Annotated in this window: 25 protein-coding genes and 1 pseudogene; 8 read left to right on the top strand and 18 right to left on the bottom strand. The window is 60.3% G+C overall.

The window, feature by feature from the left end:
* Positions 1-66: 66 nt before the first annotated feature.
* The 8 genes from AB0J46_RS43560 to AB0J46_RS43525 form a co-directional block, all read right to left on the bottom strand.
* On the bottom strand, positions 67-1,431 hold the full coding sequence (locus AB0J46_RS43560; RefSeq protein ID WP_364341080.1) for a tyrosine-type recombinase/integrase: 1,365 nt from the start codon (positions 1,429-1,431) through the stop codon (positions 67-69).
* Positions 1,428-1,619, bottom strand: coding sequence for a helix-turn-helix domain-containing protein (locus AB0J46_RS43555; protein ID WP_357999261.1), 192 nt, complete (start codon positions 1,617-1,619; stop codon positions 1,428-1,430). The genes AB0J46_RS43560 and AB0J46_RS43555 overlap by 4 nt, the downstream gene beginning before the upstream one ends.
* Positions 1,612-2,946, bottom strand: coding sequence for a replication initiator (locus AB0J46_RS43550; RefSeq protein WP_364341078.1), 1,335 nt, complete (start codon positions 2,944-2,946; stop codon positions 1,612-1,614). Before AB0J46_RS43550 ends, AB0J46_RS43555 begins: the two co-directional genes overlap by 8 nt.
* 241 nt (positions 2,947-3,187) lie before the next feature.
* Positions 3,188-3,349 (bottom strand): hypothetical protein, encoded by a 162-nt coding sequence (locus AB0J46_RS43545; RefSeq protein WP_364341076.1) that lies wholly within the window; start codon positions 3,347-3,349, stop codon positions 3,188-3,190.
* 12 nt (positions 3,350-3,361) lie between these two features.
* Positions 3,362-3,691, bottom strand: a complete 330-nt coding sequence (locus tag AB0J46_RS43540; protein WP_364341074.1) for a hypothetical protein — start codon at positions 3,689-3,691, stop codon at positions 3,362-3,364.
* Positions 3,692-3,701: 10 nt separating this feature from the next.
* On the bottom strand, positions 3,702-4,379 hold the full coding sequence (locus AB0J46_RS43535; RefSeq protein ID WP_364341072.1) for a DUF2637 domain-containing protein: 678 nt from the start codon (positions 4,377-4,379) through the stop codon (positions 3,702-3,704).
* Between the two features lie 21 nt (positions 4,380-4,400).
* The gene (locus AB0J46_RS43530) at positions 4,401-5,735 is read right to left on the bottom strand and encodes an FtsK/SpoIIIE domain-containing protein (RefSeq protein WP_364341070.1); all 1,335 of its coding nucleotides are present in this window, start codon (positions 5,733-5,735) and stop codon (positions 4,401-4,403) included.
* Positions 5,728-6,057 (bottom strand): hypothetical protein, encoded by a 330-nt coding sequence (locus tag AB0J46_RS43525; RefSeq protein ID WP_357696286.1) that lies wholly within the window; start codon positions 6,055-6,057, stop codon positions 5,728-5,730. The genes AB0J46_RS43530 and AB0J46_RS43525 overlap by 8 nt, the downstream gene beginning before the upstream one ends.
* A 152-nt stretch (positions 6,058-6,209) precedes the next feature.
* Between AB0J46_RS43525 and AB0J46_RS43520 the strand changes: the two genes are divergently transcribed.
* The 3 genes from AB0J46_RS43520 (at position 6,210) to AB0J46_RS43510 (ending at position 8,414) form a co-directional block, all read left to right on the top strand.
* Positions 6,210-6,575: a winged helix-turn-helix domain-containing protein gene (locus tag AB0J46_RS43520; protein WP_357999276.1), complete on the top strand. Its 366-nt coding sequence runs from the start codon at positions 6,210-6,212 to the stop codon at positions 6,573-6,575.
* Positions 6,576-6,822: 247 nt separating this feature from the next.
* Positions 6,823-7,851, top strand: a complete 1,029-nt coding sequence (locus AB0J46_RS43515; protein ID WP_364341068.1) for an AAA family ATPase — start codon at positions 6,823-6,825, stop codon at positions 7,849-7,851.
* Complete coding sequence (locus tag AB0J46_RS43510; protein ID WP_364341066.1) at positions 7,848-8,414, top strand: guanylate kinase; 567 nt, start codon at positions 7,848-7,850, stop codon at positions 8,412-8,414. Before AB0J46_RS43515 ends, AB0J46_RS43510 begins: the two co-directional genes overlap by 4 nt.
* A 277-nt stretch (positions 8,415-8,691) precedes the next feature.
* Here the strand turns inward: AB0J46_RS43510 and AB0J46_RS43505 are convergent, their stop codons facing one another.
* Positions 8,692-8,910 (bottom strand): hypothetical protein, encoded by a 219-nt coding sequence (locus AB0J46_RS43505; RefSeq protein WP_364341064.1) that lies wholly within the window; start codon positions 8,908-8,910, stop codon positions 8,692-8,694.
* 118 nt (positions 8,911-9,028) lie between these two features.
* On the opposite strand from AB0J46_RS43505, the gene AB0J46_RS43500 reads away from it, so the two are divergent.
* The 4 genes and pseudogenes from AB0J46_RS43500 to AB0J46_RS43485 all read left to right on the top strand — a co-directional run bounded on the left by AB0J46_RS43500 (position 9,029) and on the right by AB0J46_RS43485 (position 12,762).
* Entirely contained in the window at positions 9,029-9,280 is a 252-nt protein-coding gene (locus tag AB0J46_RS43500; RefSeq protein WP_364341062.1) for a winged helix-turn-helix domain-containing protein, read from the top strand.
* Between the two features lie 34 nt (positions 9,281-9,314).
* Positions 9,315-9,788: pseudogene (locus AB0J46_RS43495) on the top strand (NUDIX domain-containing protein).
* Between the two features lie 636 nt (positions 9,789-10,424).
* The gene (locus AB0J46_RS43490) at positions 10,425-11,981 is read left to right on the top strand and encodes a hypothetical protein (protein ID WP_364341060.1); all 1,557 of its coding nucleotides are present in this window, start codon (positions 10,425-10,427) and stop codon (positions 11,979-11,981) included.
* Positions 11,938-12,762: an HNH endonuclease signature motif containing protein gene (locus tag AB0J46_RS43485; protein WP_364341058.1), complete on the top strand. Its 825-nt coding sequence runs from the start codon at positions 11,938-11,940 to the stop codon at positions 12,760-12,762. Before AB0J46_RS43490 ends, AB0J46_RS43485 begins: the two co-directional genes overlap by 44 nt.
* A gap of 36 nt (positions 12,763-12,798) precedes the next feature.
* Here the strand turns inward: AB0J46_RS43485 and dbpB (AB0J46_RS43480) are convergent, their stop codons facing one another.
* The 7 genes from dbpB (AB0J46_RS43480) to queC all read right to left on the bottom strand — a co-directional run bounded on the left by dbpB (AB0J46_RS43480) (position 12,799) and on the right by queC (position 19,801).
* Positions 12,799-13,941 (bottom strand): DGQHR domain-containing protein DpdB, encoded by a 1,143-nt coding sequence (gene dbpB / locus AB0J46_RS43480; protein ID WP_364341056.1) that lies wholly within the window; start codon positions 13,939-13,941, stop codon positions 12,799-12,801.
* Positions 13,942-13,962: 21 nt separating this feature from the next.
* The gene (dpdA, locus tag AB0J46_RS43475; RefSeq protein ID WP_364341054.1) at positions 13,963-15,210 is read right to left on the bottom strand and encodes a tRNA-guanine transglycosylase DpdA; all 1,248 of its coding nucleotides are present in this window, start codon (positions 15,208-15,210) and stop codon (positions 13,963-13,965) included.
* Entirely contained in the window at positions 15,207-16,352 is a 1,146-nt protein-coding gene (gene dbpB / locus AB0J46_RS43470; protein ID WP_364341052.1) for a DGQHR domain-containing protein DpdB, read from the bottom strand. The genes dpdA and dbpB (AB0J46_RS43470) overlap by 4 nt, the downstream gene beginning before the upstream one ends.
* Positions 16,353-17,298: 946 nt before the next feature.
* Positions 17,299-18,099, bottom strand: a complete 801-nt coding sequence (gene folE2, locus AB0J46_RS43465) for a GTP cyclohydrolase FolE2 (RefSeq protein ID WP_364341050.1) — start codon at positions 18,097-18,099, stop codon at positions 17,299-17,301.
* Complete coding sequence (gene queD, locus AB0J46_RS43460; RefSeq protein ID WP_364341232.1) at positions 18,089-18,454, bottom strand: 6-carboxytetrahydropterin synthase QueD; 366 nt, start codon at positions 18,452-18,454, stop codon at positions 18,089-18,091. Before queD ends, folE2 begins: the two co-directional genes overlap by 11 nt.
* Positions 18,454-19,092 (bottom strand): 7-carboxy-7-deazaguanine synthase, encoded by a 639-nt coding sequence (queE, locus tag AB0J46_RS43455; protein ID WP_364341048.1) that lies wholly within the window; start codon positions 19,090-19,092, stop codon positions 18,454-18,456. Before queE ends, queD begins: the two co-directional genes overlap by 1 nt.
* Before the next feature lie 13 nt (positions 19,093-19,105).
* Positions 19,106-19,801, bottom strand: coding sequence for a 7-cyano-7-deazaguanine synthase QueC (queC, locus tag AB0J46_RS43450; RefSeq protein WP_364341046.1), 696 nt, complete (start codon positions 19,799-19,801; stop codon positions 19,106-19,108).
* A 1,373-nt stretch (positions 19,802-21,174) separates the two neighbouring features.
* Between queC and AB0J46_RS43445 the strand changes: the two genes are divergently transcribed.
* Positions 21,175-21,687, top strand: coding sequence for a VUT family protein (locus AB0J46_RS43445; RefSeq protein WP_364341044.1), 513 nt, complete (start codon positions 21,175-21,177; stop codon positions 21,685-21,687).
* A gap of 184 nt (positions 21,688-21,871) precedes the next feature.
* Here AB0J46_RS43445 and AB0J46_RS43440 read toward each other — a convergent pair whose 3' ends face one another.
* A complete protein-coding gene (locus AB0J46_RS43440; protein WP_364341042.1) occupies positions 21,872-22,210 on the bottom strand; it encodes a hypothetical protein in 339 nt (112 codons plus the stop codon).
* An 83-nt stretch (positions 22,211-22,293) separates the two neighbouring features.
* Positions 22,294-24,240 carry a hypothetical protein gene (locus tag AB0J46_RS43435; protein WP_364341040.1) on the bottom strand — a complete coding sequence of 649 codons (1,947 nt, stop codon included), beginning with the start codon at positions 24,238-24,240 and terminating at the stop codon, positions 22,294-22,296.

Below are 24,240 nucleotides of genomic sequence, written 5' to 3'. Positions count from 1 at the left end.
GGCATGGCGAGCAGCGTGAAACGAAAGGGCCCCGGCAGATCCGGGGCCGAACGGGACAAGGGTTAGTTATGTGTCGAGGGCGTTGTTGATTTTGCTGTTGATCTGCTCTTGCTGGCCGTCGATGCATTTGGCGTAGACCCGCAGGAGCACGTCCACGCTGTGGCCGGCTCGTTTGGCTACCTCGGGGGCCGGGACGCCGGCGTTCAGCCAGAGGGAGACCGCGGCGTGGCGGAGGTCGTACGGTCGTGCTGCCAGTGAGGAGGCGGCCTGTTCTGGGGTGAGAGCCAGCTTGCGGGCTTCCTGCCAGACGTAGGAGTGCGCCGAACTGGAGTAGGTGCCGCCGGTGCCCGTGCTGAAGATTCTGCCGTCCTTGGCCGTGCCGTACTCGGCGACGTGGTCGCGGAGCAAGGTGACCAGGGTGGGCGGGATGGGGATCTCTCGTGTCTCTTTGTCCGCGCGGTGCTTCAGGCTGCGGGACTCGTGGGTCTCGCCGGAGTTGGTCCAGCGTTTCGTGCCTTGGGGACGGGCCTTCTCCAGGACGATCAGGCCCCAGCCTTCGTCAGGAAGGGTGCAGTTCCTCAGTCGGAGGTCGGCCGCCTCCTCTGGCCGGAGAGCGGCGTAATAGATGCAGGCGAACAGGGCTTGGAGTCGAGCGCCCCGCTTGCGGCCCACCTTGGGCAGGGCATTGAGGAGCTGCCGTGCTTGTGCGGGATTGACCACCGTACGAGGGTCGATGACTGTGACGGCCCTCGGTGCCGTCCACTTGATCTCGTCCAGCGGGTTGGTGTTGAACACCTTCTGCTCTACTGCGTGTTCCAGCAGGTGATGCAGGATGGCGCGCTTGCGCCGTACCGTGTTCGCCCCCGCTGGAGTGCCGGCGAAGGTGGCCGAGATGGCGTCGAGGGCCGTACGGAGGACATGTGCCTCTCCCAGTGCCGAGAGCGGGAGTGACGCCCTCTCCAGCCAGGCCAATGCCGCTGCTTGGGCCGTGGTCAGAGCGGCACGTCTGCCCTCCGGGAGCAGTGCGTGACCCCTGAGTACCTCCCGCAGTTCCTCAGGAGCGGGCCGGCGGGGTGCATCGGATACCAGGGCTGGAATCAGGGTTAGGAGCGCGTACGCGTCCGTTTCGCGGGTCCGGGCCGCTGAGGTGTTCCAGCGGCGGAGAACGTACGCCTGAGCGAACTCCAGGAAGGACGGCCCAGAGGACCCGGCGGCGAGCATCGACACCGGCAGGCCGGTGGCGATATCGAACTCCTCCCCCGCCTTGGCAGCTTGGCGCAGGTCAGAGACGAAGGCGTTGGCCAGGCCCTTGGTTCGGAAGCTCTTGGACTTGGGCTTGCCAGCGACCCGCCAGCGGGCGATGAATGTAGGAGTCTCGCGGTCCGTACGGTGCTGGATCTCGCCGAGCTTCACGTCGTAAGTGGTGTTCATACGGCCCCCCGTCGCGAGTCGAGCCAGGCTGTGAGGTCGCTCCGCCAGACGCGGAGTTCGAGGTTGGGCAGTTGGACGCAGACCGGCGCGCGGCCGAGCTCGCGCCAGCGGTAGAAGGTGCGCCGGGAGACACCGCCCAGTTCGGCGAGAACCTGCGGGACGGTCAGCAGTTCGTCGCGCCTACTCATCGGCGGTCACCAACTGCGTTGCGAGTGGTGTGCCGGTGAGTGCAGCCGCAAGGAGTTGATCTCCGAGGGAGAGTCCTTGTCCGGCGTACTCCCAGTGGGCGACGACGAGGATGGTGTCCTCGTCGAAGAGCGGCAGCCGCCCGAGGCTGATCTCTTCTGTGCGCATGTGTTCTTCGCGGGCGGCGCGGAGTTCGCCGAGGGTGGTGGAGTAGTGGCGGCTCTTGGTGGAGAAGTGGCCGCGGAAGCCGAGCATGTGGGCCCATTGGGTGAGCCGCAGGTCGGCCAGGTCCTCGTCGCTGCCCAGTCGCATGCAGGCGGCGATCAAGCGGCGGGCGTGGTCGCGGATGGGTAGGGCGTCGAGGTCGTCGAGAGGTTGGATGCGGCGGTCCAGCGTGCCGACGCACTCGGCGGCCTTGGTGGCGTATTTGGCGATGTAGGCGGCGACGGCCTGTTCGGTGAGGTCGCCTGTCATGGTGATGCGGCGGACGTCGAGCTGGGTGCCCCAGCGGAACATGCGGCCCAGCGGCTTGACCTCGGCAGTTACGGCGGCCGTCGCGTGGTGGACGGCGTCGGCCAGGGCGTCGGCGGTGGCCCAGGCCGGCGGTGGCGAGTTGGGGCCGTCCGGCCCGTCGAGGCGGATGACGGCGTGGAAGTGGACGACGCCGCGGCGCTGGTATTCGGCGACCTTGGCGAAGGCGATGGTCACCTGGTCGCGCAGGGCTTTGACGGTCAGGCCGTTGAGGCGAGCGAAGCGGCGGCGTAGGGCGAGGGTGAAGCGGCGCCAGAGCTCGGGGCTGATGGCGTTGAACAGGACTGAGCCGTCGTAGTCGTAGCAGTCGGGGCAGAGCGGTTCGCCGAGTCGCGGGTCGTCGGCGTGGTGCCGGTCGGTGCAGGACATGAGCTGTCCGTGCGGGCAGGTCTGGGCGTTGCGGCGGGCGTGGCAGGGCTGGACCTTGCCGTTCTTCTCCCGCCGCACATGGACTGTGCCGAAGGAGGGCGCGGTGAGGGTGACGAACAGGCACGGGTGCGAGCTGACGGTCTCGGGTACGCCCTTGCCGCCGATGAGGCCGGCGCGGACGAGTTGGTAGGTGTCGGCGCGGTAGACCTCTGCGCAGGCCGGGCAGCGGGAGGCGCGGCGGGTCTTGCACGGGACGCGCAGGACTCCGTTCGGTTCGCGTTTGGTGCTGTAGCGGTGGAGCAGCTGGCCGGTGGCCTGGTCGTAGTGCTCGACCTTGCCACGCAGGTGGATGGGCTGGCGGCAGCCGCCGGTGCGCTTGATCTGGTGCGCCCAGCGGTCGTAGTCGGGCTGGTGAAGCCGGTCGATCATTCCGGCTACCGCGTGAGAGCGGGCAAGGTGGGGCAAGATGGGTTCCGTCCTATCCAGTGACGCTGGTGTGGATGGCCCCCGGCCTGGCGCGGATCTTGGCGGATGTGTGGCCAGGCGGGGGGCGCTGCGCGTTATGCGCCGTGGTTGTCGATGCCGCTGCCGTGGCAGTCGGCGCAGGTCTGGTCGTCGGTGATGCCAGTGCCGTTGCAGGTGCAGCAGCAGTAGCGCGGGATCGGGATGGTCACCGGTTGTCCCGAGGGACGATGCGGACGTACACGCGGTACTTGCGCGGGTGAGCGCGGTCCGGGTACGCCCGGGACATCGCGGTGACCGTGAAGACCTCACGCAGGTGGATCAGACCGGGGGTGATCTCTGCGCGGTTACCTTCGAGGCGGATACGCATGTTGGTGAGCTCCTAGGTCTCGTCGTGCTGGATGGAGTCGCGGTAGCTGTTCACCGCGTCGTGGCGGGCTTGGGCAGCGGCGAGGATGGCCACGGCCCGGTATTCGACCGGCCCGAAGTGCACGGAGGTCGCGTAGTGGCCGTACGGGGAGTCCTCGAATTCGATAGGTGATCCGATCCGGGCGGCGATCTGGTCGACCTCGGCGCGCATGTCCTCGTCGGCTTCGTGGTCAGGGAAGTGGTGGAGAGTGACGCCAGCCGGAGCCGGTACGTCGGGGTGGGTCTCCAGGAAGATGGCCAGGTTGAGCAGGCCGTTGATCAGTTCTCGGCGTTGGTCGCGCATGACGTTCCTCTCAAGAGGTGGTCCGCAGGGTGCGGAGCAGGGCTGAGGCGAGTTGGTTGGACACGCCCAGGCGGGCGCGAAGTAGGTCGTGGGTGATGGGCTTGCCGTGCTTGGTCTGGTGTTCGGCGGCCACGCGGCGGGCGTAGTCGACCAGTGCAGGGGCAGGAGCGGGGCCGTCCTCGTCCGCCGGGACGAGAGCGGGACGTTCCTCGCACGGGACGGCTTGGGACGTCTCTGAGACGGGCGGGGACGCCTGTGCCCAGGACGAGGACGGCTGTAGGACGTCCTGGGACAGTTCGGTACGGGCAGTGGTGGCGCGGCGTTCGAGCATGGAGACCGCGACGAGGAAGGCGCCGGCCGGAGTGGCTGCGGTGATCCAGCCCCAGACGGTCGGTGCAGCTTGTTGCAGGTTCGCGGCCAAGGACAGAACGACGCCGCCGGACAGGACGAGGACGGGCCAGGAGACGAGACCGCTCCGAGCCTTGCCTGTCTTCTTGTCACGCTGGCGTTCGCGTGCGGCCATGACGCAGGTCAGGTCGATACAGACCGCGATGGCCCAGGCCATCCAACCCTGCTGGCCGTTCTCGGTGGCGGTGTCGCGGATGTGGGTGAAGGACCCAGCTCCGGCGATGAGGGCCAGGACGACGACGGGGCCGGTGTCGAGCAGCCAGGCGGCGGAGCGTCGCATTTTGCTCTCCTCTCCGGCGAGTCAGGCGGTCTGGGAGTCGGGTGTCTGGTGAGGTTGTTCGGCCATGACCTCCGCCCACTTCGGCGCTCTGTCGGCGTAGGTGTGGGCGGCGTGTTCGGCGGCTTGTTCGCTGACGTAGAAGGACCGGGCCCGGTACCACTGGCCGTCCTGACCGGCGACGATGGCGACGCCAGGTGTCTCGGCGGCGATGGCGCGAGCCGAGTCGAGCGCCGCCGGGTCGAGATCGCCGAGGGTCATGGTGGCGGTCTCGGGATCGTTCACCCGGTGGCAGATCCGCCCGGAGCACTGAGCCCGAAGGGCGGTGACACCGGGACCGAGGTCAGAGCCGATGCGCTGACCACAGCAGAACAGGTAGATGCCGAACGCGCGCCCGAGCTGCGCCACCCGAAGCAGCGCGGTCGAAGTCTTGGCGATCTCGTCCTTCTCCGACTTGTCGGCCATCAGATAGAGCTCGGCCAACTCGTCGACCAGGACCACGACCGGGACCGGACGCATGCCCGGCGGGAGCTGCCAGATGTTGCGGGCCGAGGCCATCCGGCACAAGCCCATCCGGTCCGTCATGAGCTCCACCAGGTCATCGAGCAGTCCCCCGCACTCGGCGCGGCTCGTGGCCAGGGCGGACAACCGCGGCGCGTACGGCGTGAACTCGACTCCGCCCTTGAGGTCGAAACCGACCAGGGCGACGGGTTGCGGGGCCAGGCCGACGATGAGCGCGTTGGCCAGGTTGGACTTGCCGGACTGGGTGGCGCCGGCGTTCAGCCAGTGCGGGACCGTTCGGAAGTCGACGGTCCAGGGCTTGCCGGTTTCCAGCCGACCGACGGTGACCTTGAGCAGCTCCGTCGAGGGCGGCAGGTCATCAACCTGGACCAGCGGATCGCGCAGGATGACGGCGATCCGTACCCGGCCAGGCTTGTCGGAGGAGACGCGCACGGCGTGCACGCCCCAGGAGTGCGCCAGCCGTTCGGCGGCGTCGGAGTAGTCGGCCGGGATCTGGCCTTCAAGGGTGTGCAGCGTGACCCGCCAGCCGTAACGGGTCGGCAGCGGCAGCCACATGAACGGCTTGGTGTCCACGGCGACGCGCTGGAACTTGCGCCGGACGCGGACGACGCCAGTCGAGGCCACCATGCCCGGAACGGTGGTGAACCAGAACCGCTGCCGCTTCTTGGTCAGCCCGCATCCGAGGGCGACCTTGCGCCAGGACGCCCGCACGCTGATCGCGGTCAGCGGATAGCCGACGACGAGCCAGAACGACGGGTGATGCCAGCGGCGCCAGGCCCAGAGCCCGGCCGCGACAGCGGCCAGGACTCCGAGCAGGGTGTAGAGCTGATCAGACACTGGCGGCCTCCTGCTGCGGGAGCAGGGCGGCGGCCCGGTAGGCGATCCCCCAACGACCGGCGATCTCCCAGACGTAGCCGAGCAGGCCGACCGCGTTGACGGCGTCGCCGGCCTTGATGGGCGGTTCTCCACTGATACCGATCTTCACGAGCTCGATCCGGCCGAACTCGTCCTCTACCGACACCGTCACCTCGTAGACGGTGTTGCCGTTCTTGTCGGTCTTGATCTCTCCGGTGTCCTTGTTGAGCAGCCGCGGGCGCGGCGCCTTCACGCAGGTGATCGCGAGCTTGCTGGTGTCCACAGGGATGGGGACGGTGCGCATGGCGTGAGTTCCTTACGTAGTGACGTTGTAACTCTTAGTATTCATGGAACACTTGGCGTTCTAAGTTGTCAAGGGATTCCACGAAGACTTGGTTGGCATGTCGTGCGGGGTGTGCTGAAGTAGAGGCCAGACGACCTCACGGAAGGCGCGGCATGGTCGAGAAGAGCGGTCGCCCCGGCTACCTCCAGATAGCGGACGACCTTCGTACGCAGATCAGAACGGGCTCACTCGCGCCCGGCGCTGCGCTGCCCTCGACCGCCCAGCTCGGCCAGCGCTACGACGTGTCCGCCAGCGTGGTCAAGGCCGCGATCAGCGTGCTCCGCACCGAGGGGCTGATCGTCGGCCAGCAGGGCAAGGGCGTGTTCGTACGGGAGGGCGCGGCGGAGTCGCTCCAAGAGCCGGCCTCGTCGGACGTCATGGACCAGCTCTCTCAGATGCGGAGCACTCTGGCGACTCTCGGCGAGCGGATCGCCGACCTGGAGAAGGCCGTGTTCCAAGAGCGGAAGCGATCTCGCTGACCCGACAGGCCAACTCTTCCATCTCCGACCGAATGGCCTGAAGTTCGGCCAGAATTCGCTCGTTTGCGGTCACTCTCGGCACCCCCTTTCTGGTGGTTCGTAATCCCCTGCGGGATGCCGTTAGTTCATCGCGTATCGCCGCTGTTGAGTATCACGGAGCGTTAGCTAAGCTTCTGCATTGCTGCCTGCACGGCGGTTACACATGCGCTTACACACGCCCGCCCCTCCAAGCGCGCAAAAGGATGCGATGAAGACAATTCACCGCCCCGGATGGCAACCTCTGCTGCTGCGCCAGTACCGCGAAGCACACGGACTCACCCTCGAAGCCGCAGGTGACCAGCTACGCCAGGTCGCCGCACGGCACGGGCTCACCGCGCCGGCCGCGAATTTCCAGACACTCTGGGCACACGAACAGGGATCGGTATATCCCGGGCCTCACTACCGACGAGCCTATTGCCTCCTATACCAGGCAAACGAACCCACACTGGGTTTCCGGCTGCCGCTTCCTGGCGAAATATCCGAAGTGGAAAATTCCATCTCGGATTTGCCCCAGCCCACCGACCCCGCCGTGGACAACGCCGCCGCCGAGGTGATCGAACAGGCCCTCGTCAAAGTCTCGGGCGCTCCCATCAACGGTGAGCAGAACGCCCTCCTCAACCGAGTCGTGGACGCCTGGCGACGCCGCCACGGCCAGGGCAGCCCCAAGCCCATCCTCACCCTCGTCGGCGGCTACGCCGGATCCGGGAAGACAGAGTTCTCCCGCTTCCTGTCCGACATCACCGGCTGGGCCTTCCTGGACAAGGACTCCCTGACCCGCCCCATGGTCGAGCGCCTACTGATCTCCCTCGGCGGCGACCCCCACGACCGGCACACCGAGCTGTACCTGAGCGAGGTCCGCCCACTGGAGTACCGGTGCCTGATGGAAACCGCGTTCGACAACCTCAAAGTCGGCACCTCGGCCATCCTCGCGGCGCCATTCATTGCCGAACTCCAATCCCCCGACTGGATCTCTCGCCTCACCAACCGATGCGCGGCCAAGGGCATCGACGTGGCCGTGGTCTGGGTGCGCTGCGACGCCGACTCCATGCGCGAGTACATCGAGTTCCGCGGCGCGCCCCGAGACGCCTGGAAGCTCGCCAACTGGCAGACGTACGTCAGCGGCCTCAACTCCGAGACCAGCCCGCCCACCGCCCACATCACCGTCGACAACCGCCTCGGCGCCGCCATCAGCCTTGCCGACCAGACCCGCGAGACCCTGAAGCGGATACTCACATGAGGGGCATCGTCCTGTACGGGCCACCCGCCAGCGGCAAGAGCACCATCACCGCCGTCCTCAGCCGACTCGACCCGCGGTTCACCCTGGTGCGCAAGCTCAAGGCCGGCAACCAGCGCGGCACAGAGTACGACTTCGTCACCGTCGAGGAACTGGCCAGGCTGCGAGCTGCCGGCCGCCTCCTCCTGGAGACGCGCCGATACGGCAACACGTACGCCATCGACCGCCACCAGATCGACGAACTGGTCTCGTCCGGCCGGGTACCGATCGTCCATCTGGGCACGATCGCCGACATCCGCCGGCTGACCGAGGCAACAGCCTGGCTGGCCGTCCTGCTGTGGGTACCGCGGGCGGTCTGCGAGGAACGCTCGCGACAGCGCCTCGACATAGACACCCCACACCGCTTGGCAGCATGGGACGAGGCATTCGCCGACCTGCACACCCATGGTGAGATCACGTTCCATCACCGACACCGAACCGACCTGATCGCGCCGGAAGAGATAGCGCGGCAAATCGCAGGCGCCTACCACGGCCGCGAAGTGGCGCCGATGGATCAACGCGCGTAACCAGTGAGGATCTGCATCCACAGCTGCCGAGCAGCCCGAGCAGACATCCATTCGGTCTGAACGACGCGCGGACGGCCGTCCCATGACAAGCGTCGGATGAACGACAACCCGCCGGCCGCGCACAGCTCGTACATCGGAGGCATGCAGGTGCACGTGTGCTCATGGACCCTGATCCGATCGCATCGCCGCACAACGTCTTGCCAAGCCACTTGAAGCACATCCTCCTGAGGAACTGCCAAGTGATGGCTGTGATGGTCGAAGCGCCACGACGGTACGTTCATACCTCGGCCCCCAACTGCGCCTGCGCGAGAAGCAGCCTGACGAAGGTCTCCAGGTCATCCGCGCTCACCGTCTGCTGCATCCCAGCGTCAACCTCTTTGTCGCTGAGCCGTACGCCGCTCCGGCTCCCATAGAAGGCGCCTGCGTCACTCTGGAAGAAGGACCAGCCGGGGAAGCAGGCGCGAAGCGCTACAAGGCAGTGACTCTTGGTCGCCATGTCACGAGCGTAGAAGTTGCACGTAGAGCCTGTCTACCCCTAGGGATACCGAGGGATAGCGATAGATCCCTATAGGCGAGTGACGACCCTTGAAGTCCCCTTTCTACGCTTGGGCCTCGTGATCGAATTCGAGCCGGATCGCCCCCGCTGGCAGCAGGTCGCCGACGTCCTCCGCGGACGCATCAGCAGCGGCGAATACCCGCCAAAGTACCTCGTCTCGGAAGTCCGCCTCGTCCAGGAGTTCGGCGTGGCCCGCGACACCATCCGCAAGGCGATCCGCCAGCTGCGCGACGAAGGGCTGCTCTACACCGTGCCGAACCTCGGCAGCTTCGTCAGCCCACCCAACGAAGCCGAATCCACGAAGAGCTAAGCCCCGGCACATTGGCGGAGTAGTCTCCCGGGGCATGAGCCGCCGGATCGACTACTACGACGCCCCAGACGCACCCTTGCCGAACAGCCTCGTTCCTTCGGTCAACGTGGCCGTCACCAACGAGGCCGGCGCCCTACTCCTGATCCGCCGCAGTGACAACGACAACTGGGCCCTTCCCGGCGGCGCCATCGACCCCGGCGAGTCCATCCCCTCCGCAGGCATACGCGAGACGATGGAAGAAACCGGGATCACCTGCCAGATCATCAGGATCGTCGGCACATACAGCGATCCCAAGCACGTCGTCTTCTACACCAGCAACGGGGAAGCGCGGCAAGAGGTCTCCATCGTGCTCACAGCACGCCCCACCGAGGGTGAACCGACCCCGAGCTCAGAGTCCCGCGAGGTCCGATGAGTGGGGCGGGAGGACGTCGAGAGCTAGCGGATGGACCGGTCAATGCGCATGCGCATCCACCACTACCTCCAAGGAGCCGGCCCGCACGTCGGTTGAGACCCGAGACGCCCTGACATGGAGCCAGACCCGAGCATGAACGACGCTCTGGCAAAGCCGCAGGCCAAAGCCGTGATCACCGACTGGATGAGGACTTTCTCCACGGTTTTAAAGGCGGTCCGCTGCGCGGCCCGCCGTGCGCGTCGGGCGGCAAGCGCGCCCGGCTGCGGCTCTTCGGCCGGTCCGGGCACGCACCGCCGACGCGCCAGGACGAGCAGGATTCACCGCCTAATACCGTGGCGATCGCTCACCCCGGTACTCACCGAGCATGGTCGGGGCGATCGACTGCCGCGCGGCTTCCGATGCTCGGGCCTGGCGGCCCTGCGCTTCGGGTCCGCTTGCCACCGAGAATGCGCATAATCACCGCACAGCATCCGAAACATCTCCAAGAGGAGATATCAGTCACTGGCGTCGAGCGACAACGCCCTCGAGATAACGCTTGGCTCATGAACCGGCGATGATCTTCATTCTTCAAAGCAAGGTGGAGCACCGTGTCCAGCGCCACCCTCTTGTCAACCACCAAGCCATCCGCTCCGACTGGCCCAGGCCGTCGTGGACCTAACGATAGGGAACATGGAGCCGGCCAAAACAAACAGAGGAGATGCACGTGCCCGCCTTGAGCGATACATTACATACGTGCCAACCTACGAGGCGATCGCATACAGGCAGAACCGCGACGGCGACGGACTGTGGTTGTTGACGTTCGTTGCATCCGCAGAAGAGATACTCACATGGGCCAGCATCCCGCGCCGCGCAGTCCAGGACCTTATTGGGTTCCAGCGGGGCGCGGACGACACTCGAGTCGCGAAGGCAAAAGAATTCTTCAGGCGACCGAACAATCTGTCCCCGACAAGCCTGATCGTGGGACTACACCCCCGCGAAGCAAACTCTTCCCTCCTCAAGGTCGAGTTTCTGGAGGACGAGAACACTGTCGTAAACCCACGCTGCCGGATACACGTTAACGATCAATTCGACCATCTGCCCCTCCACAACATTCGGGAACTGGTCCGCGCCCAGATTCAGTTTCGTCTCGCGCAGGACACAGAATTTACCGGTGGCGACCAAGACGAGGACGCTCTTACACCCGATATCGCAGATAGTGACCAGATCGGCGATTCAGTCGAGGACTATGCCACTCTAGATGATGATCTATCAACGGATCACGACAGCGAGGTAGAACTCGGCACATCAATTCTCAAACGACTCCTAGCGCGACTAGACGATGATCAGTGGGTTGACGATCACGAAGAGGATCTTAGGGAGCTCGCAAAGCCAGCGACAATCATCGACGGCCAGCATCGGATTCTCGGCGCTGCGGCATGTGAGAAGGAAATTACCTTCGCCATAACAGCAATTCTCGACTGCCCTTGGCGGGAACAGGTTTTTCAATTTACAGTGATCAACTACACTGCCAAAGGAATTCCTGACCAGTTCATCACGGCTAATGCCGCTCTCTCGCTGACTGGATACGAACTCGATACGCTCCAGGACAGGCTTGTCCAAGCTGGAGTAAAGGTAACCGAGTACGAGCTCATGCGGGTCGTGCACTTTGACGCGCGTAGCCCATTCTACGACAAGGTCAACCTTACTGAACGTCCGAATCAGAACCGCATCGGCTACAAAACCATGGTTCGGATTGCTAAGTCCTGGTACAACGCCAGACACCCCGTTTTCCAACTCATGCTTCCCAACCTCTATCCGCAAATCAACGGAAAAAGCACAGCAGCTCGACGCCATCGGACAACACAGTGGAAGTTGGATGATTGGGGCGAATTCTTCCTTACATTCTGGCGGGTAGTCTCAGAAACTTACCAAGCCGAACCATCGCACGAGCCTGGCTACACGCTGTGGGACGTGGGCCATTCTCAACTGATCGTAGCGATTGTACTATATAAACTCCAAGAGAGTTTCCTCGATAATCTCGGTAATCAAGACGAGGAATTCTTTGAGGTCGATACAACCGACCCAGAAGAAGCGCGAAAGATACTCCTGAACAAGGTCGAGCGGCGAGCTCGGAAATTCCTAGAGAGCATGCCCGCCCAGTTCTTCGCAACCAAGTGGGCTTGGAGTGGGCTCAACATAGGCCCCGGACGCGACGCGCTTGACCAAGCATTCAATCAGCTCGCACGACTCAAAGGAAAGTACCAGTATGCTAAGTCAGCACTTGTCACGGGCAAGACTGACGCATCCTAACCTGATTAATTCCACAGTACAATGGTTGTGCGTACATGGCGCGCTAGGCTCCTACCATGATCCTAAGTTGGCAGCCCTTCCCACTACTGAGGGGGATCTCCTATCAATCGTACCCCTCATCTTCGGCTTAGCGCCGGCCGCAGCGTGGGAGCAGCCACAGCGAATTGGATATCCAGCACTGCGGCCTCTCATTGAGGCGCACCTCCAAAGAATGAGCGTTCCACGCACGAAGATACTCGTCGATGTCCTGGCCGCTATCTGTGATCAATATAGATCAACAAACAGAAGGGGTTATGTTTTTTCTAACGCCGGAAAGTACGGCCTACGCGACGTTCGCGCCCAAAGGGGAATGTACCAAAAGCTCGAAAAACGACAGAATGGACGCTGCTCTGCATGCGGCGAGCATTTGCGCAACGTAACAGAGAGCCTCGACCATATCGTTCCATGGCGCCTTGGCGGAGACCCATTGGACGGCAGCAACTGGCAGATCTTGTGCGAGCCATGCAATGGAGGAAAAGGAAGTCTAATCTCCATGTTGCAGCACCAGGCTGCACACAATTGGCTCTACGGCCAAACTATATCAACGGGGGGCCATATAGGGAGAGAGGTTCGCTATATGGCCCTCAGGCAAACACCCCAGTGTGAAGCCCATCCCTGCACAGCCAATGCTGAATCCAATCGACTCGTTGTCAGCTTGCGGGACCCTGAAGGCCTGGATGTCATAGACAACCTACAAGTCTTGTGCGACCAGCACTATCTGCAGCCACGCCGGAGACGGTAGCTCAAGCGAGAGGGGACACGTCCGATTCTTGAGGGGCTATACCTCGCCGTACCCAGAATCATCGGCGTGCAGAAAAAGAGATTCCTGCTGTACCAGATACAGGAGCCCACGCGACAGCCATCTAACATCGTTCGGCGTATTTTGTATGGAATCCCACCGTCGCGGATTCCCGTCTCCGAGATTCCAACTCCTTCCTGTCCACGCCGACCCAGGTTCGATACGCTTCAGCGCATCGTTCACCACGGGAACCATCTCATCAGGCTGCAGATGTTGGGTGAGGCGGTCCATCAAATATCCCATCGCCTGTATACCCGCGCCGTGAGTAAGGCGGGAAAGTCGAGGCGGCAATGCCCAAGCTTCAGGGAAGGCATCACGAACGAGGCTCCAGTAGGTATTTAGGTGCTGCAGCATGCGATCCACATCACCTGTCCCATCATGCGGATTACGGTACTTGTATAGAGCTCCCTCATATATACTGTTTTCGATCATTTTCAAGACGCTATTATCTTTTATATAGCCATCTGGCGAAGTCGGTGTGGCAATTGACCGATAGAATGGTCCCTTGAACGTCCCATTGAGACGCGTCATGATGACGGCGGGAAGCTGCTTTCGCGCATAGGCCGGTGGCAGATGCGCCTGCGTTTCCGGAAGGAGCTCGTGTATCAGGCCCTTGGGGAGAGGCTTGGTATTATTCACAAGAATAAACTGAGCTCGTTGCTCGCTCTCATCATCTGCGATGAAGGCCACAGCCGGGATAGGGAACTCCTGGACATCAGCCTCACGGAGAGCAGCACTCCGCTGTTGTCCATCCACGAGCCATGCCGGCTTCTCGCTATCGGGAGATCCGTCCACGACTGGGATCAGGAGCTCGCCGGGGGTCGAGTAAGTAACTACTTCACGGCCATTAGACGACTCGAAATGAACCTTGGAATTGAAGGCTAGCACGACTGCGTTAGCCAGGATCGCCCCGTCTGACTCCAGGTACCGTTGAATAGCCTTGATATGACTCGCGACCTCTGGACGTTGATACCCCTGAAGTTGAGCATCATCGTCTCGTCGGATGCGAGAGACCGCGGCAAACTCATGCAGCTTCTTCCCATCTACTGCGAAGCAGTAGATGCGTCGAGATCCCTGCCTTACCTCCAGAGCAGGAAGACGAAGCATGCGTCGAGTCGCCATAGGTTCTCCTATCCAAAGAGGCTACTTGATATGGTGTATCATATCAGCGAAAACGGCGAGATTATGAAACCCGCGGCCCTTATTTCGCTCTGAGCCCCGAAAGATAATAACCTCCACACCGTATCTCGTACACACTGCGCACATGCACGACTGCCAAGGCTTAGCTTCAAGAGTGCGCCGATACGAAGGAATCTTACTGGTGCTGGTGATCTTTCCTGTCCGCCGATCCTTCTTGAGAACGGGAGGATCTACCAACTGCTCGTACTCCTCAAGCACTTCGATCACGCGGTCCAAGGTTTCTAGACCCTGATCGTAGGACCGCAGACGCCTCAGAGATTCTCTCTCACCGCTTCGAGCTGCTTGCTGGGAAACAGATCCGGCCAAGATTAGCTTCTTCAGCTTGGGGTTACCATCGACCTGCGGTACGCGAATGGCAGTGTATCGATCGGTTGTTGTATAGTAATTGTTTTTATCATCCATAAACGCTTGTCGAAACGGTGAAGTGCTGTCGAAACTGGAGACGCCATAATTACCAAATGTCTCCATGAATCCCATGCGCGTGATGCCTAGGAGATGTAGGTGCGTCTTAGGTTCTCGTACTTTATCGATTTCTATCAAGCACTCAAGTATGTCGTCGGTTCTCAATGGAACCATTCCGCCCAGGGCTATGCGACTATAGCCAACGCTCTGAAGGCGCATAACGCTGTCTGCGTAACTAGCGGGACTCCAACCTTGCGCTGCTCCGATTGGCTCTATCACCTGGCCTCTGGAATGGACATGTTCTAGGAAGTCCTCCGCATACCGCAGGGACATCTCACGCCGTTGCACCCATGCACGATTTACTTGTTCATCGGACACTGCGGCGTCATATCCAAAGATTACATGATCCAGGCTTATCCCAGAGTCGAACTGGCATCTCTCATAAAAGTCCAGAACTTGTGAAACAGTGTACGGAGGCTCTTCTTGATCGGCGTAAGTGAACGCACCGCAGTCACCGAGGGCCTCGAGGTGAGCTGGTAGACGGAAATATTCCTTTACGCCCTCCCAGTAAAGACGCTCCCTCTGGCGTTCAGAGTACTTTCCGGCTCCCCTAGCGGAGCCATCAATGATAGCTTTACTAACCAGAATTCCATCATAAGGAGCCGGAGCCAGCACTTCATGCGCATACGTATCGTCGCGCTGACGTACTCGGTAGGCGCTGTATTCTTCATTTACAAAGTCATACGAAGGGCTAATTTGATCCTGGCTGTCCGGGAAGAAGAATTTCATGACAGAGCCCTGCGTTCGACCTGGTAGATTCTAATGAGGTGGTTAGACAACTCGTTCACGTGTTTGCTCAGGTTCTCAATTTCATTCCAGCGATATGCCAGCTCCTCCCAAGTGCCCGATGTCCACCTACAATAGGGGGCTATCGATGCCAAATGCTTGCGCACATTGGCTGGCGCGTCCCCCCCGAGTGGATCGATCGTACCAAGTATTCGATCCATAAGGCGGCCCATTGCTCTTATCCCAGTGCCATGCATTAACCGACTTCTCTCAGGGTGAATACCCCACGCTTCTGGGAAAGTGTCACGTACCCCAGCCCAATAGAGATGGAGAGCGTGGATTACCCCATCGAAGTCCGTCTCCCCTCGCCCAACATCTCGATAGGGATAGAGGCATCCGGAGGACGATGTTAAGCTCTGCTGAATCATCTCTACGACGCCTGTATCCGTCACAACCGCGCGCTTGTCTTTATTAGCGGCAGTTGATGCGCGCCTGATCAACCCATAGAATGGCGAGTTTTGGTCAGTATTCAAGAGGTCGCACAGATAGGATGGAGCCTTTCGAATTGCTAGACGAGCCGGCAGGGGACTTTCTACTTCTGGAAGTAGCTCTGTTACGAGCCCTCGCGGGAGTGGTTTAGTGTTATTAATGCGAACAAACTGGTCACGCTGCAATGTAACCGTATCCGCCACAAAGGCATTAATCGGCACAGGGAAGTCGTTTCGGCGCGTTCGAGCTAGAGCAAGCGCACGCTGTTGACCATCAACGATCCATGCCGGCTTAGGCTTTCCTTCTTGTGGGAGCGAAAGAGTCAGGCGCCCAGTGACAGACTCTCTATCGCTAGGCATTCTTTTGCCACCCCGAGTGCTCCGGAAGCGCACGTTGGGAGACAGCGCCATAATTATGGGGTTCGGGAAAATGGGCTTATCGCTGTCCAGGTACTCGACAATGTCCTCGATATGCCTCTTGACCTGTGGGCGTTGGTAGCCAATCAATTTGCCGACTTCGTCTCTACTTACTCTTGAGATGTCCGCGAACTGAAGCACCTCCTCCGCGCGCAGCATGAACACATATAGTGGATTCTCGGCCGCCTGTACTATCCTAAGCGCACGGACTTCAATCGTCTTCGGATCCTCGGGTGTCATGACAACATCCCGGCTGCGCGTACGCGACGCTCCTCGATAAAGAGCTGCCTGAAACGTGCCTGTTCGCAAGATCTTCCGGTAGCGCGCAGATCCCGCAGTAGAGGAGTATGCGATACAGCGCCTGATATCAAACGATCTCTAATGTAGGCGCGAACTTCATCATCACTCATTGCCGTTCCGCGTTGCTTCTGAACTTCTGGAGGCGCTGATGCTGTGGCCTCCGCCATAAGCTTAAGGAACACTGAGTGTCGAAGTTCCTCGCGTCGAGCTCGCGCTTCCTTGAGCACATGTGCTGCGGCACGCACGTTGAGTGAAAGCAAGCTCCCACCAACCAGACTTCTGAGCGCTGCCGTCACTGGCACAATCCGATCTTCTAATGGTGCGCAGCGCCCTCCGGGCCCAATTATAGACAGGTGATCTCTATCGCTCAGATTCGATGCAGCATCGGCCAAATCGGTTGCACATGCGCGTAGATATGGCTCCGACAGCACTGCGATTATGGGTGAACCGGGGTAACGAGTCGCTAGTTGCGAAAAGGAGCGAGGCTCTCCATGGGAAGGCCCGGACCAGCGTGATAGACGATTCCACCACGCAGAAGTGCCATCACCATTTCTGGCGACGGAGTCCTGGTGCCCGAACGAAAAGGTAGCTCCGTAGCCGGCGATAGCAGTTTCCGCCGGGATCAATCCATACCCCGCTGAGCAGACCCACAATTTGACTCTCTGCCCCACGATCTCTGGCAAGGTCTGAGCCATCACCCAATGTTCGCCTGCATAGATGTCGCGAGCACGCGCCTTTGGCGGGGTTGCCGACAGACGCTCGATCCATTGATCGCTACGCGTCTCGATATTCTCATCCGGCAAACTACCCGCTCGTAGGTGGTCCGAAATAATAGTGCGCTTACGGTTAGTACACGTTACCGCAATGTGCACCAATGGGGCATCTGTCATGACGCTCCCGTCGATGTCATGTTCCTGGATGTCACAGCATACGCTGCGTGATTGTGAATGCTCTCATCGTTTACGGCTTGTACGCGATAAGCGATCAAGTTCGTCCAGGAATTCAGCGCAACACAAACGTTGCGTACCATATCTTCGACGAAGACAGGGTTGTCATATGCAGCCATTGTTATGTGGCGCTCGTCGGGTCGTTTGAGCAAGGCATACACCGGCTGAGATGCAGCTTCTTCTGCCAGTTCTATTAGTTCGTCGAACCAAAGATCCGTAGCAGGCGGAGTGGGCTCGATGTAGACAGTGATATTTCCGCGCTGATTGTGAGCACCCCGATCGCTGATCGCTTTACTGCAGGGGCAAACACTGGTTACGGGTACTTGCACACGCAAAGCAAGCCGAGGAGTTGTTGCGCTACTCTCAGCCTCGATCGCGCACTGATATGCCACATATGCTCGCAGGCGCGTGACAGGCGCTTGCTTCTCGACCAGGTATGGGAACTCTAGATGCACCCGAGCGCTGAGACTGCTCATGCTGCGTCTTAGATCATCAGCGATTGAGAGCACCGTTACGAGGGAGAGTTGGTCGCGGGATGCATGGAAGATTTCGACGAAGCGGCTCAGGTGCGCCCCTTTGATGGTGGAGGCGAGTGCGACCGACATTTTCACCGTCGCAATGGTCTCCCGCTTCACGCCCTCTCTATCAGCTATGAGAACCGGGTATTGGAGTCCGTCGATACCGACTTCATCGAGGTCTACGCCACGAGAGTCTGCATGAGCTTGCACATCATCTAGCATCAGTTCGCCCCCGGTACACACAGCCGGATGTGCAGGTCTCTTGTACATGGACTTCTGTCAGTGGCAAAGCATCAATCAAGCGGTCCCAGATCCACATCGCCAAGATCTCACTTGTTGGATTCTCTAGCCCTGGCACCTCATTTAGGTAGTAGTGGTCTAGTTGATCGAGAACGGGCTTGAAGGCTGACTTTATATCGGCGAAATCCATCAGCCAGCCTGTTGCAGGCTGAACCTCTCCGCCTATATGAATCTCTACACGATAGCTATGCCCATGAAGTCGGGCACATTTGTGCTGAGGTGGAACGTTCGGCAATCGATGAGCTGCTTCGAAAGTGAATTCGCGATAGATCTCGATCAACGGATTCCCAGGATCTTGTGGGTTTGGATGCTGAGATGCCATTGAGGATGTTCAAGACAATACTCAATGGCAGCTTTGACGTTCGCCACTAGATGTTCGCCGTCCATTGGCTGAAGCAGGAAACGGTCGAAACTAAGATGCTCGAATAGTTCCGGTTCTGCACCTGCTTGTGGATATACGAGCTTCAGGTCATTTCCTGATCGTAGGACGAGCTCCGCGCCAGCTTTGGGGCTGACACAGATCCAGTCGACTCTCTTAGGGGCCGGCCGTGTCCCGTTTGTCTCAATCGCGACTTCGAATCCTTTGTCACGCAGCGCGTCTACTGCGTCGTCGTCCAGTTGCAGGAGAGGCTCGCCTCCAGTGCAGACCACATACCGCCGGCTGTGAGTGTCGTCCCTTCCTGGCCACGCCTTCGCTACAGCGGAAGCGAGTTCGTCAGGGGAGCGAAAGCGGCCGCCTCCTGAACCATCAGTGCCCACGAAGTCCGTATCGCAGAACTTGCATATGGCCCTTTGCCGGTCCTTTTCGAGCCCCGTCCACAAGTTGCAACTAGTGAACCGGCAGAATACCGACGGGCGTCCTGCATGGCTGCCCTCGCCCTGCAGAGTATAGAATATCTCTTTAACGCGATACATATCTTATTGGGATCTACTCTGCGTACGCAGGGTCAGTTAGCCCGAGTTCTTCAAACCCCCGCGCGCGCAGGAGACATGCTTCGCATGATTTGCAGGGGCGCCCATCTACCGGATCGTAGCAACTGTGCGTCCACGAGTAGTTGACGTTGAGACTCTGACCTAGCTCAATAGTTTGAGCCTTGGTGAGGTTGATAAGCGGAGTGTGGATCTTAAGCTTCAGTGCACCTTCCACACCAGCTTTCGTGGCTAGGTTTGCCATGCGCTCGTAGGCTGCGATGTAGTCCTCGCGGCAATCGGGATAGCCGCTGTAGTCGGTCTGATTTACGCCAATGAAGATGTCCGAGGAGCCTAGAGTCTCTGCCCACGCTAGCGCGTAAGACAGGAACACCGTATTCCTCGCGGGGACATAGGTAATTGGGATCTCTTTCCCAACATCGTCAACACTGGTGTGATGTGGCACCTCGAGCGAGTCGTCGGTCAGTGCCGACCCACCAAAGACTGCGAGATCGATATCAGCGATCACGTGCTTGGTTACGTTTAGTTCGGAGGCAACCCGTTTGGCCGCTTCCATCTCTTCAGTGTGTCGTTGCCCGTAACGGAAGCTGAGGGCATAGGTCTCGTACCCCTCGTGGCGGGCGAACGCAAGAACGGTGGTCGAGTCCAGACCCCCACTCAGTAGGACGACGGCCTTGCGCTTCTCTGTGGTCACGATCTCACCCTCTGTGATCGATGGGACGGCGGAAACTGCCTTACAGGCATCCCACAGGGCTAGCGTAGTTTTCAACGGCAACTGGTGCCAACCCAATCGCTCTTGCCCCAGGTAGCGTGGTCTCTGGGCAAGCCCAGCATGCCATCCCTCAGGGTGGGGTGGTCTGAGGTGGCGGCTGTTCGTCGCGGCGACCCTGCTCACGGTGCGGGTAGCAGGAAAGTGCACTAGGGACTGAAGCACACAGGGTGTCAGTTTCTAGGCTAGGCGGTCGCTCAGAGTGCCGCCTCGCGCCCAATGCTTGGGCTCCCTCGTAGAATGTGTTGTTTGCCGGATTCATGCGGTGCATGAGAGGTTGCAGCCACGCACTAGCGGGCTCTTCTACGATCTGCAGGGCAACAGAGGCTGTACGAGCACGGCACGCCAGACAGCAAGCGGCCATCAGGGGTCCCCTGGTTTGATGAACATGTAGGTATTTTGATCTTGCCCGTCTCGGTACGCTGTCTGTCCCGTTGACCTACTGAGGGAGAAGCCCCTGCGCTTCAGAGGCGGCGCACGATGACCGGTTGTCCGCTGTACCGTCCCGCGTCGCCATAGACAGCCACAGTGTGCCGCCCGGCACGAAGGCCAGCTCTGCGGCCTCACCGTCTACGCCGCCTGCGCCATCGCCGGACCCCCACCAGGAACAGCCCGCCGGCATCGTCGGTCGTAGATCCTTCCACATTGAAGAAGAAGCCCCTCAACGAGGGGATTTCGACGGACAACTCCTGCTCGCGCCGGAGACCTCGTCGAAGCGGGTCAGGTACGGCGCCCCCTCGCTGTCACCGCCTTCCTCGTCCACCGCACGTACGTCGCTTGGCTCCGTCGCGTCATGTCGTGCAACGGCGAGCAGGGCATTGAGCCGGCGAAGTGCACCCGCCACGGGCGCGCCCTGAGGCAGGCATCGGACGAACGCCCGTACGGTCCAGGTCACTGTGTAGGTGATCCGCCACCGTCGCGCTGCCGGCTACCCATCGGGGAGGTACCGTCAATGACGGTCGCCACGCACATCCTCCGTCCTTGGTGAAGCTGTATGTGATGTCGCCACATCAGCAAGTGTCATGCCGGGGCGCGTCTGTTGTGAGATCGGGTTCGATTAGGGCCAGCCGAACAGCGGTGTGCGGGTCCGAGATGGTGGGCTGCTGCCGGCGTCGCCAACACCGTCCTGTAGCCAGGGCGAGCATCCGCCTCGACCGGGAGATCGAGAAGAAGAGGCGACCTGTGCCGCATGCCTCGCTTGCCCCGATTGTCAGTGTCGTACGTTGTAATGTCGGAACGCTCGTCTCGAGCTCGTGATGTCCGGGACTCCGGTCAGACGTAAGGTGAGGAAGAAGAACATGAAGAAGATCGGCATGGCTGGAGTCACGCTGACAGCCTATATGGCAACGATTCCTGCGGCTAATATCGCAGTTGCCCACATTGGGGCCGTACCAGTTGGTTTTGATTTAGTTGCACCGGCCGGCGTGTACTTGGTCGGCCTAGCGCTCGTGCTCCGCGACCTTGCCCGAGAGGCCGCGGGCCGAGGGCCGGTGCTAGCAGCCATCGCAGTGGGTACCATACTTTCTTATTTTATGGCTGACCCGGCCCTTGCCGTCGCATCTGCCGTAGCCTTCGCAGTAGCCGAACTAGCGGATTTCTCCGTTTACGAGCCACTGCGGCGACGAGGGTTGCTTATTGCCATGCTGACTTCAAACGCTATTGGGCTTCTCATAGACAGTCTTCTATTTCTGAAGCTCGCGTTTGGCTCCCTTGAGTATCTCCCAGGCCAGGTTCTTGGGAAGACATGGATGACTATTGCCGCTGTCATACTTTTGACGTTGCTGCGACACAATAGACGCTCAACTAGCTGAACTGGCGCGACATGTCTATGCACTAAGCCTAGACATGTTGGGCCTCTCACACGGCCAAAAGATGCAGACGCGCCAACCCTCCGTCGCCTTCCTGCGCGGTGAGGCAGAATGCTAGGAATCCACGCATTGCTGCTGGCTAGCAACACACCCTTATTAGGCAGCCCGCAGTCTGGCGCCAGCAGGGTTAGGAAGTGAGCAGGAACCAATCCCGCGCAGACGGCCACACTCGTGGCCGCATCGCCTCTCGGATTTTCAAAACGTCGGCGCATCGTCCTTCAATGGCGTCCACCGACTGCGCCGGCGTGTGATCCACCAGACGAAGTACACGAATATTAGCGAATACTTCTCGCTTCGCCGGATCGCTGTCATGGCTTGCTAGTCGTGAGATCAAGCCGTCTCGACGGTTGGCTTGCCCCAGCCAGCGCAGACGGTACTCCGCATCCGCGATCAGGTAAATCGCAGTAGTAATTCCCAACTCTTCATACCGCCATCGCTCCGACCATTTCACGGGTGTGAACAGCACCTGATCAAGGTATCTGCCAGCGGCTCTAGGAAGAGCGCCCAAACGGGGAGTGGTCAGTACTGGTCCCGCTGGCAAAGAATTCTTCACGCAAGGCCACCGTCCTCTATTGGAGAGATGCTGGTATCGAACTCATCGAAATCGGACTCCTCGCTTCCGCTCGCCTCTGTGAGGAATTTCTCAGACATTGAATCCTCGATATTCGTGATTCCGAACTGCATATCACTAACGGCCGACTTAAGTGACTTCAGGTCTGCCTGCACCGCGTACAGAGCCTCTTGCAATGCCTTAACTTCTTCATCTGCCGCCCCATGCAGAGGTTTCTGGTTGGCACTTTGGGCGTCGACTATTAGTGAACGCGTTGTCTTGAGCACCCTTCCCATAGTCAGCGGTAGATCTTCAGTGACGGCATCGTAGAACCGGCCTCGCGACTTAGCGAAAATCTCCAATGGATTCAGGGGCGGAGGCTGTGGTTCGGTTTGATCGGTACTGCTAGCCCGAGCAGTAAGCTTCGGCGAACGCCTGCTCTGAGTCTTCGGGAATTCGATGTCGAACCAGTACTTGTCTGCTTTCGTCCCGTCAATTGCGTTACCGTCGACGTCCACTTGGCGTGGAGTCTGATTCGTAACAGAGGCTCGGGCAAGCTCAGTCATCAGTCCTAGCGTGCGGCGAGGTTGGGCAAGCATTGCCTTGCGCGCGCTTATCGTACTTCGACGAATTTTCTTATCGGCGAGCGTTTCTCCGTCAGTCGTCTCACCACCCTCGTTTTGCGCACCTATCGAACCTCGGTCTGCTTCGATAATCTTTCGCTCGGCGAGCCAGTGGATACCACGTGTCGTCAAGAAGCGCTCGAGTATTTCGGGGACCACCTCGCTGCCCGATGCTGGCCTGATCACCTTGTTCCAGGCCGGCTCATCAGCAAGGTGGCGGCCTTCTTTAATGAAGGTGCTGCTCAGCAAGCCGTCCAAGACACGCGGGTTCCAGCGAAAGCCATAACCTTCCCCTATGACTGATGAGACCATGCGTAGCCGATGCCAGACATGCTCCTTGCTAGTCGCAGTTCGTGAGGGCTCACCCAGAACTCTGCGTACGGCCTGTGCTCGTGCTGCATTATTGGGGAAGACCACAGCGAAGAGAGCGCGGTCACGGCGGTCACGGACGGAAACAATGTCCTCATTAGGACGTTGATCGGGGTCGGAGCCCTCGCCAGCAAGCCAGGCTCGTTCCTCTTCGCTGATCCAGCCATGTTTCCTGGCGTCACGCAGGACAGCGCGGAGATCCGACGCAGCCTTTTCGACCAGGCTGTAGCCCAGGGGCGGGCGACGGTGGTCGGCACGATTTGGATCGAAGACTACGTTGTGGAAATCCTCAGGAGCAGAGGCCCCCACTATAATCTGGATCTTGACAGTGGCTACCTTCGCAGCCCGCCGTGCGCGCTTATGTAGTACATGTAGATCATCATCGTAAGCCGCCTGCAACGCGTCCGCGAGCGCCGGCACCCAGACCGCTGGATCGGCCACCCTCGTAGGCAGATCGGCATCGTTGAGTTCCAGGTCGTTACGGTCTACACCGAAAACTATCTCCTTTGGAGAAAGGCCATGAAGTTCGAGGCGGGCACGAGAACGGTTGGCACCCTTTATAGCTGTTAGATCGAGTACACGGCGGACGTGTGGGCCGTTGGCGCCATCCGATTCGCGGATTGTGCGCAGCAATAGGGCATGCAGCGTCGTTTCGTTCTGACCGTAAATCGCCATATCATCGCGCAGTTTGTATCCGCGATCACTATCCGCCTTGTCCAGTGCATCCGTCATGGCGCTAATCAGCCCGCTGAGTGTCGCACCAGCAACAGGATATTCGGTCGTGAGAAATGCGGCGGGCTGCCCATCCTCCCTTTTTCCAGTGACAAGGCGTGGAAGCATTCGGGAAGGGTCAGGATTGCGGCGTGCGGGAGAGTCGAATGCTCCGCGGATTCGTTCGTTGTATTCCCCGGGACTGCCGGCGTAACCATGGACGACAACCTCCATGATCTTCAA

The sequence above is a fragment of the Nonomuraea sp. NPDC049758 genome (assembly GCF_040674635.1).
In the GTDB taxonomy this organism is placed as follows: Bacteria; Actinomycetota; Actinomycetes; order Streptosporangiales; family Streptosporangiaceae; genus Nonomuraea.
This window is presented reverse-complemented; position numbering and strand designations above follow the sequence as displayed.

Coding starts and splice junctions, on each gene's coding strand:
- folE2 (WP_364341050.1), bottom strand. CDS start 18,099: ATGCTAGATGATGTGCAAGCTCATGCAGACTCTCGTGGCGTAGACCTC.
- AB0J46_RS43560 (WP_364341080.1), bottom strand. CDS start 1,431: ATGAACACCACTTACGACGTGAAGCTCGGCGAGATCCAGCACCGTACG.
- dbpB (WP_364341056.1), bottom strand. CDS start 13,941: ATGGCGACTCGACGCATGCTTCGTCTTCCTGCTCTGGAGGTAAGGCAG.
- AB0J46_RS43445 (WP_364341044.1), top strand. CDS start 21,175: ATGAAGAAGATCGGCATGGCTGGAGTCACGCTGACAGCCTATATGGCA.
- dbpB (WP_364341052.1), bottom strand. CDS start 16,352: ATGACACCCGAGGATCCGAAGACGATTGAAGTCCGTGCGCTTAGGATA.
- AB0J46_RS43505 (WP_364341064.1), bottom strand. CDS start 8,910: ATGGCGACCAAGAGTCACTGCCTTGTAGCGCTTCGCGCCTGCTTCCCC.
- AB0J46_RS43535 (WP_364341072.1), bottom strand. CDS start 4,379: ATGCGACGCTCCGCCGCCTGGCTGCTCGACACCGGCCCCGTCGTCGTC.
- AB0J46_RS43485 (WP_364341058.1), top strand. CDS start 11,938: ATGCTAAGTCAGCACTTGTCACGGGCAAGACTGACGCATCCTAACCTG.
- AB0J46_RS43555 (WP_357999261.1), bottom strand. CDS start 1,619: ATGAGTAGGCGCGACGAACTGCTGACCGTCCCGCAGGTTCTCGCCGAA.
- dpdA (WP_364341054.1), bottom strand. CDS start 15,210: ATGAAATTCTTCTTCCCGGACAGCCAGGATCAAATTAGCCCTTCGTAT.
- AB0J46_RS43550 (WP_364341078.1), bottom strand. CDS start 2,946: ATGATCGACCGGCTTCACCAGCCCGACTACGACCGCTGGGCGCACCAG.
- AB0J46_RS43545 (WP_364341076.1), bottom strand. CDS start 3,349: ATGCGTATCCGCCTCGAAGGTAACCGCGCAGAGATCACCCCCGGTCTG.
- AB0J46_RS43520 (WP_357999276.1), top strand. CDS start 6,210: ATGGTCGAGAAGAGCGGTCGCCCCGGCTACCTCCAGATAGCGGACGAC.
- AB0J46_RS43510 (WP_364341066.1), top strand. CDS start 7,848: ATGAGGGGCATCGTCCTGTACGGGCCACCCGCCAGCGGCAAGAGCACC.
- AB0J46_RS43540 (WP_364341074.1), bottom strand. CDS start 3,691: ATGCGCGACCAACGCCGAGAACTGATCAACGGCCTGCTCAACCTGGCC.
- queE (WP_364341048.1), bottom strand. CDS start 19,092: ATGTATCGCGTTAAAGAGATATTCTATACTCTGCAGGGCGAGGGCAGC.
- AB0J46_RS43525 (WP_357696286.1), bottom strand. CDS start 6,057: ATGCGCACCGTCCCCATCCCTGTGGACACCAGCAAGCTCGCGATCACC.
- AB0J46_RS43515 (WP_364341068.1), top strand. CDS start 6,823: ATGAAGACAATTCACCGCCCCGGATGGCAACCTCTGCTGCTGCGCCAG.